The organism is Neobacillus citreus, from assembly GCF_018343545.2.
Classification (GTDB): domain Bacteria; phylum Bacillota; class Bacilli; order Bacillales; family Cytobacillaceae; genus Neobacillus; species Neobacillus citreus.
In genome coordinates this window covers 310,333-324,980 of record NZ_JAGYPE020000001.1, presented here as the reverse complement: position 1 = coordinate 324,980, position 14,648 = coordinate 310,333, and the positions used below count along the sequence as shown (strand labels likewise).

The following is a 14,648-nucleotide window of genomic DNA, read 5'->3' as shown; positions in this document are numbered from 1 at the left end:
AGGCTCCTTTCTACCAAATTTAAAAAAATTCACTTCGTCTTCAGCAACTCGGAAATATTAACAATTTGGAGATTCTTTTCTGCAGCTTTTTCTATCAAAACTGGAAGTGCTTTTAAAGAGGAGTTAGTTGGGTGCATTAAAATGATATCGCCATTCTTAAGGATTGGGGCTATGTTCTCAACAATCTCATTAGGATTTTCAATTCGCCAATCGATCGTATCTAATGACCACATGATGGTTGTCATAGTATGCTGCGCTGCATGGTCAATCGTTCTTTGATCAAAAGACCCATAAGGCGGAGTAAAATATTTAGGACTAACCCCTAGTATTCTATTGATGATTTCATTGGTTTTCGTAATCTCCATTTGAATTTCTTCTGTTGATATAGTACTCATATCCTGATGAGAATAGGCGTGGTTGCCAATCTCATGTTTCGCATTTCTAACCATGAGTGCCAATTCAGGAAAATTTTCAACCCATCTCCCCTCAAGAAAAAAAGTAAGGCTAATATTTTTTTCTTTCAACAATTCCAATAAGTCTATTAAATATTTATTTCCCCATGCCACATTTACCATAAAAGAAATCTTAGGAATTGATTCGCTGCCATGATATAGGGGAAACGAGTTTTTATTATCCTCCATGGTGGTCTCCTTTGCTTATTTAATCATTATTTAATATATGTTGAAATAATAAAAAACGCATGTATTAATGTCATGATATGAATAGATTGGTGGCTTCCTAACCAACTTGCTTTTCTGAAAAAACATTTCATTTCTTCCCGTATTGGGCAATCTTTCTATGCATTTTTCAAAAAAATGCATACTATGCTTTTAGATTCTACAAATATTGGATTTGTGTGTTTATTTATAAATCTGCTTAAAAAAATGATGGACAAACAGCAACAAAAGGGGAGTGGGAGGAAAATAATGCGCGTTTTATTCTTAGAAAGTCATCCCATGTGGATTCACGGATTACCGAATGGCTTTATAGATGCAGGGCACGAAGTGAAAATTTCCGGTCCAATCAACAATCTCGATATTGGCAAACTTATTTCCGAATTTCAGCCTAACTTAATCATCACGATGGGGTGGGGGCCAGAAAACACCGCTGTGGAAAAGCAGAAGAAAATTTACGAAAGCACCATAAATAGCAATATTCCTCATGTGTACTGGGCTACAGAAGACCCGACATCGACACAAATCTTTACTATTCCTTATATTCGGAGAACCCATCCGGACTTTGTTTTCACTATTTGCCGGGAACGGGTTCCTTACTACCGGGGACTAGGAATTCCTGCCGAACATCTGGATTTCGGCTACCATCCTAAAGTACATCACCAAGTGGATGTCGACCCGAACTATTATGCGCCAGTTTCAATCGTAGCCAATGGATACCCAAAAAAGCTATCCTATTTTCCAAGTCATTTTCGGCATCAGTCGATGAAAAGCTTGATTACACCATTACTTGAAAACAATATTCAAATTAATTTCTACGGGAACAATTGGGAAAGCATGGGTCCGCATTTGGGAGTGGAGATCCCTAAGGAATGGATCCGTGGCTATATTGATTACACGAATGCAAATAAAGTGTATAGTTCCTCTGATATCACCATTGGGCTGCAAAACCTGCAAACACAATTGACGCAGCGAACGTATGAAGTCCTAGGGTCAGGTGGCCTATTTATTACGAATAACACACCGGAAATTAATCGGCTTTTCAAGTCAGGAAGAGAGTTACTGACATCATCATCACCTGAAGAAACACTCGAAATCGTGACCCATCTTCTTCAGCACCCTGAAGAAAGAGAGAGAATTCGCCAAGCCGGCCTTGAAGCTGTCCGTAAACATTCTTATAAAGAAAGAGCTAAATTTATGGTAGAGGTTTTGGAGAAAGAAGGAATCTTCAGCAAAGGGAAAAGTACTTACACTCTTAAAATGGAAAATAGGACAACTTTTCAACAGGGCGAATTTGAAATCTATAAAGTTCAAAATGGGGATACCTTGTCCCTTATTTCAAGAGAGTTTGGAGTTCCCATTGCTAGGTTAAAGGAATTAAATAGCCTGACCACCGATATCATCGATACCGGCCTGCCTCTAAAAATTAGAGTACGAAAGAATCTCAATTATGAAAAATATGACCTATATACAATCTGCCATGGAGAAACATTAGCTAAGATTTCCAAGGAGTTTGGTATTTCACTAGAAAAGCTCAAACAGGATAACCAATTAACTTCAGATTTTATTTATGCCGGCCAATCGTTAAAGATTGAAAAGGATTATACCAACTCCCACAAAATGCCTTCGGTTTTTATATCGAAAGGTTTAAAAGATGATAACATGATTGCTTTAACATTTGATGCAGGTGACAGTGCCGAAAATACTGAGAACATCCTAAATGTTTTAAAAAAATACAATGTAAAATCAACGATGTTTTTAACCGGTGCATGGATAGAAAAATACCCGCAGCTCGCTAAAAGAATGATTTCAGACGGACATGAAATAGCCAATCATTCGTATAGCCACCCAGATTTAACAAAACAATCGAAACATGAGATTCAAGCAGAATTACAGTCTACTTCAGCTAGTTTTGAAAAAGTTCTTGGAACTAAAGGGTGCCCATTATTGCGGCCGCCATTTGGCTATTGGAATAAAAACCTTCTGGAAGCAGCGGGTGAAATGACCCTTCCGTTTACCATCTATTGGAGCATTGACACTCTTGACTGGAAGGAACCAACGGCAGAGTTTATTTATCAACGGATTTTTTCAAACCTTACGGGTAATGACATTGTCTTAGCACATTTAAATGGAAAACCAACAGCAGAGGCGATGGAGCTTGTGATACCGGAACTCAAAAAACAAGGCTATCAATTAGTAAAAGTAAGTGACATGCTATGGGACTAAAATTTTTAAAGGGGAGGGTTTGAGAATGCGAATATTGTTTTTAGAAAGTAATCCAATGTGGATTTATGGTCTGCCGAACGGCTTTCGTGATGCTGGGCATACTGTCATGGTCTCAGGTCCGTTGACTGAGGCAAGTATTCCTGACATGCTCTCAACCTTTCAACCCGATTTAATATTTACAATGGGGCATACCACCGAGCATACAGAGGAAAAACAATTGTGGATTAGAAAGCATGTCACTTCAACAAACATTCCTCATGTGTATTGGGCAACAGAAGACCCTGGCTATACGCTGACTTTTTCACTTCCTCTCATTAAGACGATTGAACCAGATTTTGTATTTACCATTTGTCCCCCAAGAGTGGCGTTTTACAGGGACTTAAAGATTCCTTCAGAGCACTTGGATTTCGGCTATCATTCAGATGTTCATTATCCCGACAATTCAGATGATACGTATCAAGTGTCCATTGCCGTTGTGGCAAATGGTTATCCAATGCTCTATGAAAAAAGGCCGGATCACTACCGTTTTAAAGCGCTCAAGGATCTTCTTTCTCCATTTTTGGAAGAAAATATAAGAATTGATTTTTGGGGACGTTATTGGGATCAAATGGACCATATCCTTGGCAAGAAGATACCCGAGGAATGGATTCATGGGTTTCTACCCTATACAGAAGCGAATAAGGTGTACAGTTCGGCAAACATCATTCTAGGGGTCCAGAATCATGATACCCAGGTAACCCAGCGGACGTATGAAGTGCTTGGTTCGGGCGGTCTTTTGCTTACAAATGATACATCTGAGATTAGGAGATTATTTACTCCCGGCCAAGATTTGTTAGTCAGCAATTCAGCTAAAGAAACCATTGATCTTGTAAAATACTATTTAAGTCATCCTGAAGAAGTAAAGAAAATTAAAGCTGCTGGAATGAAATCGGTTGAAAAATACTCGTACAAGCATCGGGCTGAATTTATCATCGAAACACTTATCGGGGCAGGCATTCTTCCAAAAGACTCGGAAAGTTCGGGGTCAGGGAAATTCATCCACTATGTGGATACATTAAAGGAAAACTATGAAATATATACCATCCAGCCAAAGGATACATTGTGGAGCATCTCAAGAAAATTCGGGGTTAGTGTGGAAGAAATCAAGAAATTAAATGGCCTCCAATCAGATATCATCAACGTGAATGATTTTTTAAAAATTAAAAAGAAATAGGTGAAAAAGGTGCGAATTCTTTTTATAGAAAGTGGGGAAATCTGGAGTAATAATCTAACAAAGGGGTTTACAGCCCACGGACATGACATTCTTATTTCGGGTCCAATCAATAGGGAAGGTCTATCTAATATGATTGAAAGTTTTCGGCCCGATTTCGCCATTACCATTGGTTGGGGAGAGGAACATACAAAGGATAAACAAATCACCATCCGTGAACAGATGGCAAAGTATAACCTTCCGTTAGTCTATTGGGCAGTAGAAGACCCCGCTTATACCGACGTTTGGTCCATTCCATTAGTAAAAACGATTCAGCCTGACTTTGTTTTTACATTAAGCCCTGACAAGGCAGACACGTATAAACAATTAGGTATTCCTTCGGAGCATTTAGATTTTGGCTTTGAGGAGAGCCTTCACCATCCAATTAGCTGCCATCCAGAGTTTGAAGCAGAGATTGCAATCGTTGCGAATGCGTATCCAGATATTTTAGAAAAGTATCCAGATCATTTTCGCCATCAGTCGTTAGAAATTTTAATTAAGCCGCTTCTTAAGGCGAATGTTCGGATTGATTTTTGGGGAGCAAATTGGGACAGGATGGATGATTATTTAGGCGTAAAAATTCCGAAGGACTGGATTCACGGTTTTCTAAACTATAAGGAGGCAAATAAAGTATACAGTTCCTCGAAAATTATCTTAGGTTTGCAAAATTATCCTGATTTATTGACCCAACGGACCTACGAAATATTAGGGTCGGGCGGCTTTCTGCTTACCATGGATACGCCAGGAGTCAGGCGAAATTTCGTACCAGGGAAAGATTTAGAAGTCTCTCTGACTCCGGAAGAAACGATTCAGAAAGTGAAATTCTACCTGAATCAATCAGAACAACGGGTTGAAATCCAAAGACAGGCCCAAAAATCAGTTGAAGCACACTCCTATACCTTTAGGGCACATCAAATCATCAATTCATTAATGGAAAACGGCATCCTCCCAAAAAATAGGGCACATGCAGCAAAAGAGAAAGGAGAAATATCATTCTTTCATTCCTTTAATGGATACGAAACCTACAAAGTCCAAAAAGGAGACACCTTATACAAAATATCTAAAGAATTTGCCATTTCTATTGAAGAATTAAAAACTCTAAACCTACTAGACACGGACACATTATTAGAAAATCAACTAATAAAAATAAGAAAAAAATGATGCATGGGGACGGTTCTCATGCATCATTTTATTAAGAAAAAATTAAGGAATTCCCATCATAATTAGGCCATCCAATAGGAAATAGAGAGAAATCGGGGGTCAATCAAAATTGAAGCTAAAAATTACAGGCGATTAGTTTTCAGTCATGATCATTTTTGACCTAAAATAATTACAACTGAACCCAAAAGAAGTAGATAACTATTATTATTAAAAAATGCTAAAATCAAATATAAGCCTAAAATTAGTGAGAATTTTTATAAAAAGGGAGCTAATTACATGATAAGAGTTGTCTGCAAATCTAAATTAAAACCGGACGTAAATGTTGAGGAATATCTTAAATTGGCGAGTGAAGTGATTACCGAATCGAGAAAAGAAAAAGGCTGCTTCATGTATACGCTTCATGGTGATATTAACGACCCGACCATTTTCGCAACAATCGAGGAATGGGAAGATGAAGAGGCTTTGAGACAGCACGATAATAGTGAACACGTTCGGAGAATTGTGCCAGAACTTAGGAAAAGACGAGAAAGTACAGATATGAATATTTATAAAGTATTAATATAATCCATTGCGGGCCCACTTTTAAGTGGGTCTTTTGTATGTACAGGCTGGTGAACAAATATATTGATATATTTTTATTTTGTTGCAATAATTAAGAAATATCAAAATACTAAAGCGGTATTTTTATAGGAGGGAACGCAATGTCAGAGATAAAAACCGCACTCATTGTCGGCGGCGGAATCGGCGGCCTTGTAACGGCACTTAAACTTAATCAGGCCGGAGTGTCTGTCCGCGTTTTCGAGAGTGTCGAAACGATAAGAGCGCTGGGAGTCGGGATTAACCTTTTGCCTCATGCTGTCAGGGTCCTCACCGAGCTAGGCCTCGCAGATGAACTTGAAAAAACTGGCCTGCAAACCGCCGAGCTCATGTATGTTAACAAATTCGGCAAGAAAATTTGGCAGGAACCACGTGGCAAAGCTGCCGGCTACCATTGGCCGCAATATTCGATTCACCGCGGACGCCTGCAAATGCTGCTGTTAAATGCCGTCATTCAAAAATTAGGGGAGGATGCCGTTTTAACCGGGCATCATTTACAATCGTTTGAACAGGTTGGAGATACGGTAACGGCTCGATTTATCAATCGTAAAACAGGAGAGTCTCTTGGCCCTTACAGTGCGGACATGATGATTGCCGCCGATGGCATCCACTCGGTGGTCCGAAAAACGTTTTATCCAAATGAAGGTTTGCCAAAATTCAGCGGACGGATCTTATGGCGTGGAATTACCGAAGCTGATCCATTTTTGACCGGAAGATCAATGATTATGGCGGGTTACCAAGATCAAAAGTTTGTCGCCTATCCAGTTTGTCCCGAAACCGCAGCAAAAGGGGGCTCTTTAGTTAACTGGATTGCAGAATTGGCAATTGAAGACGAAATGCCTGACCGTGCGGACTGGAATAAGAAAATTGATAAGGAAAAGTTTGCTCCGCAATTTGCAGCCTGGGATTTTGGCTGGCTGAATGTTCCTCAGTTAATAGAGGAAACAGAGGCAGTGTATGAGTTCCCAATGGTCGACCGTGACCCGCTTCCCGCTTGGACATTCGGACGTATCACGTTGCTTGGAGATGCAGCCCATCCTATGTATCCAATCGGCTCCAATGGTGCTTCACAGGCGATTTTGGATGCAGATGCCCTGGGAGAGGCCATTTTAACACACCCGACTGCAGAACAGGCATTGAAGGCATATGAAGAAGCCAGATTAGAACCAACTGCAAATATTGTTATGGCAAACCGGAAAAATGGTCCTGAAGTGGTCATGCAAATCGTCGAAGACCGCGCACCTAATGGTTTTGACGAATTAAGTGATGTCATTTCCCAGCAGGAATTACAGGATATCGCCAATCAATACAAGCAAATTGCCGGTTTTGATCGCGAAAAATTAAACAGCAAGGCGGGGAAACAGTAATGGTAGAACATATTGTATTACTGAAATTCTCACCAGAGACAACTATAGAACAAAAGCAAGAGGCAATTAGCAGGACCCTGCTGCTAAAAGAAGTGATTCCCGGTATTATGGATATACAGCAAGGAATTAATTTTTCAAATAGGAGCAAAGGTTTTGAAATTGGATTAACGGTACGATTTGAGGACAGAACGTCCTTGGAAAACTATGGACCACATCCGGCGCACCAAGAGGTTTTCGCCTATTTACAGGAAATTGGGGTCGAAGACATCATTGTCGTTGATTTTGAATTTTAATATTTTTTTAACATTACGCTTTAATACTTAAACGCGTTTTAGTATTTAAGTAAACAAAATTATAATTTGTGATAAATATATTTAAAGGACCCCTAGAGGTCCTTTTTCTAAAAATAGTATCAATATTTTTGAAAATAAAGCGGCTTCCCCGTTTGCCATTCAGCATAACAGACTTCCTTCGGATTTTTAACCCCGCCTTTATCCAATTCCTTATAAAGCCAATTCTCATCTAACCCGGCTTGTTTAAGGTTCTCTTCTAAAATTTCGCCGTCACTGATAATGGTAAGTGGAATTGTTTTCTGTTCCGCTTTGATTTTTAAATCCTTGCATGTTGGAGTATCCGCTTCTGGTTTTTTTAGGATACTAATTCCGCCGCTGTTTTCAAAAATGGCATACTCTACCTCTTCGAGAGAAAAAACGTCTTTGGAACGCAGCATTTGCTTTAATTGGTCCAAATCTAACCGGTTCTTTTTCATTTCTCGCCAGTCAATTTTCCCTCTGTTAATAATCATCGAAGGCTTGCCCTCAAAAAACACGCGTAATTTTCGCGATTTCTGTGTAAGCATTTCGGTAAAATAAATAAGGAATCCCCACACACCAATAGCTAGAAGGACTTTCAAAATGCCAGCACCTTCATCAAAGACGGCACTACTTAATAAATCGCCTAGGACTAATGCTGAAATAAAATCGAATGGAGTAATTTGACTTAATTGGGTTTTTCCTAAAAATTTCACCGTAATAAAAAGGGCAATGTATCCAATTACCAGTTCAAGAATAATATCCACGTAACTCATGAGCTGCCTCCAATTTATTCATACTGTATTGTTATGGACATCGGGGCTATTTCCTAAACGAGTAATTCATGATATTAGGGCAATTGAACTAGTTTTGTTTAGAACAATTTAATTTTAGAAAATTTAAACTAAAATAGAGGAAATAGAAAAATTTTACAGAATTAAAATATAAACACGTTAATAAAATGTAGAAATTGGGTTTTAAATACAATGTAAGCGCTTTATTGGTGACGCGAAGAGGATTTGGGTGCAAGGGATTTATGAAAAAAACACTAAAAGAGGTGTATGGAATGAAAGTAAGTCCACTTGAGTTTATTGAATGCGTTGAACTAATGGTAGCAGCTGAGGAAGATCGGTTAATATTAGACGGAACGAAGATAAAAATTTTAGGCGAAGAAGTGGAATTTTAAAATTAAACCATCGAGTAGCAACATCATAAATAAAAGCCGCACCATTTATAGTGCGGCTTTTAGTATTGAGATCAAGCTGTTCTATATAATTGATATTTGTCCCTTATCGTACTAAAGAGTTTTAATAAGATGATAACAGTAAAAAATAACATCATTGGAATGGCAACAAGCACGAAGGATTGGCTGTCTGATTGAGCTTTCGGAGACTTTGCACTTTCTCCAATAGCATTCTTTCCGGTTACCACATACGAATAACTGCCGCCGGCACGGAATGTAGCGGTTTTATCTTCAAAATTGGGTTCTGTTAGATTTGCTGCAATAAGTGTATAGCCGCTGCTGAATCCAAATCTATTGATGGTTTTACGATAAACGGTATAGGATTCTGCTCCATATACGGGATTCCAAGTAATCGTAACGGAATTTTGATCTTTCCTGTCAACCATTACCCAATCTGGGGCAGCAGGTACCGACGATATTTTTACATCATAGGGAGTATATCGGTTTCCACTCAAGGAAGTGGGAATTACATGAACCATACGAGAAGCATGACTGGAAAGTTCTGTGGTGAATCCTGAATCCATGCTGCTTAAATCCTGATGGCTCCACATATCATGCACCATTGCTGATCCCTCAACTCCCAAATCTGCCCATTTCACACTTGCGTTTTGTGAGGATGGTCCGGTATTAAAGAGTACGATATTGTAAGAACCGTCTGGTAGTTTTTGATAGAATACTTGAGAGGCAGCGGTTTTGTATAAACGTTTCCCTGCCACTCCACTTTGGTTGGCCCCAATAATTTCGTCATTTGTCAACAAGCTGATCCCATAATCGTCTAGCTTCGTTAAGTCATTCCCAATCACAAACTGGGATGATGCAATCGCCCAGAGAGATACATAAGATCGTTTTTCCTCCTCTGTCAGGCCGTCTTTACCCCCGTTTGCCACATTGAGTGAATCAAAATCGTTCCACCCGCCCGGACCAGCATGCTTGTGCCACTCTGCGGCATCATCAAACCTTCTAGACACCTTTTTCCAATTTGTGAGAGTTGGCTTTCCATATGCCTCTACGTCGTGATCGGTCCGCCAGCCATTCGATAATTCTTTCCATGTTGAAGCATGTTTGATATCAAGATTATTGGACAGCTCCACATGTATCGGTCTTCCAGTTTTCTTCAACGCCTTTGCCCAGGCCTCGACATCTTGAATATCCTGGTTGCGGACACCATCAATTTTTAGATAATCCACCCCGTAAGAAGCAAATAGCTGAGCCCACGAATCAATATACTCCTGTGCCCCCGGCTTGGAAAAATCAATGGCATACATATTTTTGAAGTTAAAATTCACTTTTTGCCCTTTACGGAGGTCCACAATATCTTTAGCATGATAGAGCGTTCCCTCAATCGGCGTGTTTTGATCCACCGCGCCTTGTGGAATACCTAGGGTAACATAGAGACCAAACTTTAAGCCTTTGTGGTGGATATAATCTCCAAGTGCTTTCATCCCGCTTGGAAATTTCTTTGGATCTACTACCCACCGGCCATATTTATCAACGGTGGTGGTCCAATCAAGCATATAGTAATCATCCAAGTTAACATATTGGTATCCGTGCGACTTGAATTTTGCAGCCATTACATCGGCGGCATCTTTGATGTTTTGCTCCGTCGGTTTTTTCCGGATTGAGCTCCAGCTGCTCCAGCCCATAAATGGCCGGTCGCCTAAACTATTAAAGGAAGAAGCTTTTGCCTCTTCCATGTAAAAAATGGATACGGGAAAATTTCCACAAAGTAAAAATGAGAATGATAATAAAGTTGTAATAATTTTCTTAAGCATAGACATTTCCCCTATAAGCAGATAGGTATTAATAAATCTATCATAATACAGAAAAGTCTATATTTTAATGAACAATATGTTCCAGCAATATATGAAAAAATTCACATAATGTTCTAATTCACCCACGATCGGAAGAGTGAAAAAGTTATATAATAAAAGTGAATAAATGGTATTTATACCAAAATGAGGGGGATAAGTAAATGCTGACTGATTATTCAAGAATCGCGGTTCCTTACGATCATTCCGAATTAAGCAAAAAAGCTTTAAAAATGGCAATGAATCTAGTAAAGCAAGACGAAAAAATTGAATTATATGTTGTCATGGTTATTCAACCGGAAATTCAGCTAGCTTACCATTATGCAGTTCCGATACAAGATCGGCGTGAGGAACAGCTTAAAGCGATCGAACCGATCCGCGAAGAAATAAACCAAGAGCTGCTTAAGCTTCCAAATAAGACAAGAACATTTGTGTTGGAAGGGGACCCTGCAGGAACCATTATCGATTTTGTTAGAAAGAATGATGCCGATTTTATTGTCATGGGAAGCAGAGGATTAAGCGGGCTGAAGGAATTGTTCTTGGGAAGTGTAAGCCATTATGTTGTACAAAAAGCAACTTGTCCTGTTCTGATCGTAAAATAATAACAAGAGGTTGTCCTTAACCATGAGGACAACCTTTTTCTAAACTTAACAAGTAAAATTGGTGTGTAAAAAATGATAGCTTTATTTACGGACGGATGCCAGATAAAGGAAAAGGAGTACCAGGGCAAAAGTAATACCAAGCGGGAGAAGGAAGGGACCTTCTACTTTTCCTGCTGTCAATAGAGAGGAAGCGGCATTTGTCAGCTGTGCTGGGCTCCATTCCATCCATTTATCGAGAAGAGAGGTCAACAAAGACAAAAGAATGCTGAAAACAAGCGCAAAAGCGGCTGCAAGACCGCTGCTTTTCAAACGGCTGCTGAGGAAAACCGTGAATGTAAGCAAAAATAAAATCCATATGAAATAAAGCCCGGTTCCCTTTACTAGATTGATAAACGGGAAATCATCAATCAATAGCTCTGTATAATACCATGCTGAGAGCATGCCAAGAATGATTGACCCCGCACTAAGGAGCAGCGCACTTACCCATTTTGCTGTGATATAGGAGGCAAACCTTACCGGCTTAACTAGGATGGTTTTCATGACCCCGCTTCTCCGTTCGGCGGCCACGATCCCCATGAAAGCAAGCACGAGGATGAGTACGCCCATTTGGTTGAACTGTCCCAGTGTCTGTGCAAGGACTTCGCCACTAGAAGGCAAAGGTATTTTAATGACTGTACCTTTCGGAAGGTTGCTGGCGTTGTTCATGATTTCTGGCATATAGTAGCTTGATACTGGCTGCATAAGCCCGAATAACATAAAGACCAAAGGAATCCAGATTACTTTATAATTTCGGCTCATTTCCAGCCATTCTTTTCGAAATAAAACAAACCACGTTTTCATTTTCCCACCACCTTCATGAATAGGTCCTCAAGTGTGGTTTTCCCTACTGTAAAGCTCGTGATAGGAAGGTGCTTTTCGGTAATTTCAGCGAGAATCAGGCTTCTTGCTAATAAAACATCCTTGATAAAAATCTCCACTGTTTCATTTTTGGAGATGACCTTTGTGATTACATCCCATGATTCAAGGCTGCGGGCCCAGCCTTCCAGGTTTTCAGCCGCGGAAATAATAATGACGTCTTCCTGATAATTTTTGCGTAGATCGGGAAGAGAACCAGTGATGGCCAGTTTGCCATTATGGATTATGAGCACATCATCACAAACTTCCTCTGCATCATGGAGAATATGGGTTGAAAACAGAATCGTCATGTTCTCCTTCAACATTTTCATCATCTCAAGAATTTCCCGGCGTCCGACGGGATCCAATGCGGAAACAGGCTCGTCAAGCATTAGCAGTTTTGGTTTGTTAATCAATGCCTGGGCGATTCCAAGCCGTTGCTTCATTCCCCCAGAGTAACCGCCAATCTTACGTTTCTTGGCACCGGCAATTCCCGCAAGTTCAAGTAACTCCACAGCGCGCTTTGCTGCCTTGGTCTTGGATAAACCAGAGAGCTCCCCCATAAAAACAAGGTACTCAACAGCATTCATCCATGGGAAAAATACCGGTTGCTGGGGCAAATATCCGATGTGCTCTCGAAAATCAGTTTTTTCAACACCAAGAAATGTAATGGTTCCGTCTGTTGGTTTTTGCAGTCCAGCGACCATTTCCAACGTCGTGGTTTTTCCTGCACCGTTCGGACCAATCATCGCCACACAGCGGCCTTCCTCAATGGAAAAGGACAGGTCATTTACGGCCATATGCTTGCCGAATGCCTTGGTCAACGACTTGACTTCCATAATATTCATTTTTTACACACCCCTTTTTAAGGAAGCTAGTTATGATGAATGTTTTTTGCCAAAGATGAAGTATAAAATTGGGCCAAGAATACTTATAAAAAGAGTGATGAGCACCCACATCCATTTCGGGCCATTTGTATGCTCGACTTTTGAAAGATCGACCAATGCAATAATGATTAGAAGAAGTTGGATCCCAATAAGCGGTGCGACTAAAGCCCAGTTCAGATCTGAAAATTCCATTTGGTTCGCCTCCTTTACTATTCATCTATTAAAATCATAATCTTGAAATAGAAAATTATGTAAAGTGCTATTAATTATAATTTACCGAAAAAGATGCTGGAATTTCAGAGGAATTAGTACAATTTTCTGACTCTTAGAGAAATTATGACAAGAACTTTCAGTGAATGCTGAATATTCCTTTCACACTATTGACATATTTTATCAATTTCTTTGTTGTATATTTCGACACTCACATACAAAGTTCTTGTTTTTTTCATTCTTATGTTGAAGGTCCCACATAGAATAAGGAATTAATTTGTAAAAAAAGGGTTTAAGTAGTCGGAATTTTTAAATTTTAATAACCTGCGAAGTTTGTTACAATAAAAAACGTGAAGGAATGTCGGAGGAAATCGATAAAAAATTTTTTAAGAAAATGATTGGTTAGAGGGAGGGGTTTACATGGTATTCAAGGTAGCATTCTGGAGATTGTTAACAAGAAACCAGAAACTTAGATTACTGAAGCAAAAAGCTCACATAGAACATCATTCTGCGGGGCCCCGAGTATCTTAGGGGCTCTTTTTTTATGTAAGTGCGTATAAAAATAAGATTATCAAAGGAATTTCCATACTTGTTATTGAACTTAAATTGTTATAGATGTAATGGACAAGTCAATTTTTATGAGGTGAAACCTTGAGAAAAATTGTGATTTCTGATATTCATGGCTGTGCAGCAGAGCTGGATCAATTGTTGACAAAAACTAATGCACAACCGGAAGAGGTTCTTTTTATAGGGGACTATGTCGATACAGGCCACGACAGTATGGCTGTACTTGATAGAGTACAAGAATGGTGCAGTCAAGGGGCAACTGCTTTGCTGGGCAACCATGATGATATGTTTTTGCAATGGCTAGATGAAAAAGAAATTATCTTTTATTATGGCAGGGTTGGCGGAATAGCGACGATAAATAGCTGTTTACATAGACTTGGTATGGATCGGGTTGAATACTCAGAATTGCTGAATGACATGAAAAAGGAAAATGACATAAGAAACATTATCCAAGCTCATTTTTCTTCGCAAATTTCTTTTTTGCAATCTCTCCCTTTATTTATCAAGGAACAGGATTTTGTTTTTGTCCATGCAGGAATCCATCCGAAAAAAGGGCTTGAAAAAACGACAAAAGTGGAGTTTCTAAATATTCGGGATGAATTTATTTACGAATATCAGCATCCGGAAACGGTCATTTTTGGCCATACCCCGACAAGAAGAATCCATAAACAAAACAATGTTTATTTTGGTCTAAACCGGGTAATCGGAATCGATGGAGGCTGTGCCTTCGACGGCCAGTTAAACGCATTAATCATAAAGGATGGAAGTTTTGAGACGGAATCTGTTTTAAAAATAAAAGAAGGAAAATAAACATTATTTGGAGAATTAAAATTTAGTAGAATGTTAAAAATT

The 14,648-nt window shown here is 39.4% G+C and carries 14 protein-coding genes; 8 read left to right on the top strand and 6 right to left on the bottom strand.

The genetic code is table 11. The features are described 5' to 3' along the window. Window positions 1-29: 29 nt before the first annotated feature. On the bottom strand, window positions 30-641 hold the full coding sequence (locus KHB02_RS01540) for a polysaccharide deacetylase family protein (protein WP_213140586.1): 612 nt from the start codon (window positions 639-641) through the stop codon (window positions 30-32). Window positions 642-926: 285 nt separating this feature from the next. Between KHB02_RS01540 and KHB02_RS01535 the strand changes: the two genes are divergently transcribed. The 6 genes from KHB02_RS01535 to KHB02_RS01510 all read left to right on the top strand — a co-directional run bounded on the left by KHB02_RS01535 (window position 927) and on the right by KHB02_RS01510 (window position 7,567). Then, a complete protein-coding gene (locus tag KHB02_RS01535) occupies window positions 927-2,900 on the top strand; it encodes a DUF3880 domain-containing protein (protein ID WP_213140585.1) in 1,974 nt (657 codons plus the stop codon). Window positions 2,901-2,925: 25 nt separating this feature from the next. Beyond that, a complete protein-coding gene (locus KHB02_RS01530) occupies window positions 2,926-4,113 on the top strand; it encodes a DUF3880 domain-containing protein (protein ID WP_213140584.1) in 1,188 nt (395 codons plus the stop codon). Beyond that, window positions 4,114-5,310 (top strand): DUF3880 domain-containing protein, encoded by a 1,197-nt coding sequence (locus KHB02_RS01525; RefSeq protein ID WP_420848055.1) that lies wholly within the window; start codon window positions 4,114-4,116, stop codon window positions 5,308-5,310. Between the two features lie 276 nt (window positions 5,311-5,586). Then, a complete protein-coding gene (locus KHB02_RS01520; RefSeq protein WP_213140583.1) occupies window positions 5,587-5,874 on the top strand; it encodes a putative quinol monooxygenase in 288 nt (95 codons plus the stop codon). Between the two features lie 137 nt (window positions 5,875-6,011). Further along, entirely contained in the window at window positions 6,012-7,274 is a 1,263-nt protein-coding gene (locus KHB02_RS01515; RefSeq protein WP_213140582.1) for a flavin-dependent oxidoreductase, read from the top strand. Then, entirely contained in the window at window positions 7,274-7,567 is a 294-nt protein-coding gene (locus KHB02_RS01510; protein ID WP_213140581.1) for a Dabb family protein, read from the top strand. The genes KHB02_RS01515 and KHB02_RS01510 overlap by 1 nt, the downstream gene beginning before the upstream one ends. A gap of 119 nt (window positions 7,568-7,686) precedes the next feature. Here KHB02_RS01510 and KHB02_RS01505 read toward each other — a convergent pair whose 3' ends face one another. Then, complete coding sequence (locus KHB02_RS01505) at window positions 7,687-8,361, bottom strand: YetF domain-containing protein (protein WP_213140580.1); 675 nt, start codon at window positions 8,359-8,361, stop codon at window positions 7,687-7,689. 481 nt (window positions 8,362-8,842) lie between these two features. Continuing rightward, the gene (locus tag KHB02_RS01500; RefSeq protein ID WP_213140578.1) at window positions 8,843-10,600 is read right to left on the bottom strand and encodes a glycoside hydrolase family 27 protein; all 1,758 of its coding nucleotides are present in this window, start codon (window positions 10,598-10,600) and stop codon (window positions 8,843-8,845) included. Window positions 10,601-10,800: 200 nt separating this feature from the next. On the opposite strand from KHB02_RS01500, the gene KHB02_RS01495 reads away from it, so the two are divergent. Further along, the gene (locus tag KHB02_RS01495; RefSeq protein ID WP_213140577.1) at window positions 10,801-11,238 is read left to right on the top strand and encodes a universal stress protein; all 438 of its coding nucleotides are present in this window, start codon (window positions 10,801-10,803) and stop codon (window positions 11,236-11,238) included. Between the two features lie 81 nt (window positions 11,239-11,319). On the opposite strand, the gene KHB02_RS01490 is transcribed toward KHB02_RS01495, so the two are convergent. From KHB02_RS01490 to KHB02_RS01480, 3 genes are read right to left on the bottom strand one after another with little or no spacing between them, the layout of a single operon-like run. Next, complete coding sequence (locus KHB02_RS01490; protein ID WP_213140576.1) at window positions 11,320-12,078, bottom strand: ABC transporter permease; 759 nt, start codon at window positions 12,076-12,078, stop codon at window positions 11,320-11,322. Next, window positions 12,075-12,980, bottom strand: a complete 906-nt coding sequence (locus KHB02_RS01485) for an ABC transporter ATP-binding protein (protein WP_213140575.1) — start codon at window positions 12,978-12,980, stop codon at window positions 12,075-12,077. Before KHB02_RS01485 ends, KHB02_RS01490 begins: the two co-directional genes overlap by 4 nt. A gap of 30 nt (window positions 12,981-13,010) precedes the next feature. Next, window positions 13,011-13,211 carry a PLD nuclease N-terminal domain-containing protein gene (locus tag KHB02_RS01480; RefSeq protein ID WP_213140574.1) on the bottom strand — a complete coding sequence of 67 codons (201 nt, stop codon included), beginning with the start codon at window positions 13,209-13,211 and terminating at the stop codon, window positions 13,011-13,013. A 669-nt stretch (window positions 13,212-13,880) separates the two neighbouring features. Here KHB02_RS01480 and KHB02_RS01475 point away from each other — a divergent pair. Next, window positions 13,881-14,606, top strand: a complete 726-nt coding sequence (locus KHB02_RS01475; protein ID WP_213140573.1) for a metallophosphoesterase — start codon at window positions 13,881-13,883, stop codon at window positions 14,604-14,606. Window positions 14,607-14,648: the final 42 nt, after the last annotated feature.

What these genes read in the sequence shown, in the direction of transcription:
- KHB02_RS01540 (WP_213140586.1), bottom strand. Translation starts at nt 641, where the DNA reads ATGGAGGATAATAAAAACTCGTTTCCCCTATATCATGGCAGCGAATCA.
- KHB02_RS01535 (WP_213140585.1), top strand. Translation starts at nt 927, where the DNA reads ATGCGCGTTTTATTCTTAGAAAGTCATCCCATGTGGATTCACGGATTA.
- KHB02_RS01530 (WP_213140584.1), top strand. Translation starts at nt 2,926, where the DNA reads ATGCGAATATTGTTTTTAGAAAGTAATCCAATGTGGATTTATGGTCTG.
- KHB02_RS01520 (WP_213140583.1), top strand. Translation starts at nt 5,587, where the DNA reads ATGATAAGAGTTGTCTGCAAATCTAAATTAAAACCGGACGTAAATGTT.
- KHB02_RS01515 (WP_213140582.1), top strand. Translation starts at nt 6,012, where the DNA reads ATGTCAGAGATAAAAACCGCACTCATTGTCGGCGGCGGAATCGGCGGC.
- KHB02_RS01510 (WP_213140581.1), top strand. Translation starts at nt 7,274, where the DNA reads ATGGTAGAACATATTGTATTACTGAAATTCTCACCAGAGACAACTATA.
- KHB02_RS01505 (WP_213140580.1), bottom strand. Translation starts at nt 8,361, where the DNA reads ATGAGTTACGTGGATATTATTCTTGAACTGGTAATTGGATACATTGCC.
- KHB02_RS01500 (WP_213140578.1), bottom strand. Translation starts at nt 10,600, where the DNA reads ATGCTTAAGAAAATTATTACAACTTTATTATCATTCTCATTTTTACTT.
- KHB02_RS01495 (WP_213140577.1), top strand. Translation starts at nt 10,801, where the DNA reads ATGCTGACTGATTATTCAAGAATCGCGGTTCCTTACGATCATTCCGAA.
- KHB02_RS01490 (WP_213140576.1), bottom strand. Translation starts at nt 12,078, where the DNA reads ATGAAAACGTGGTTTGTTTTATTTCGAAAAGAATGGCTGGAAATGAGC.
- KHB02_RS01485 (WP_213140575.1), bottom strand. Translation starts at nt 12,980, where the DNA reads ATGAATATTATGGAAGTCAAGTCGTTGACCAAGGCATTCGGCAAGCAT.
- KHB02_RS01480 (WP_213140574.1), bottom strand. Translation starts at nt 13,211, where the DNA reads ATGGAATTTTCAGATCTGAACTGGGCTTTAGTCGCACCGCTTATTGGG.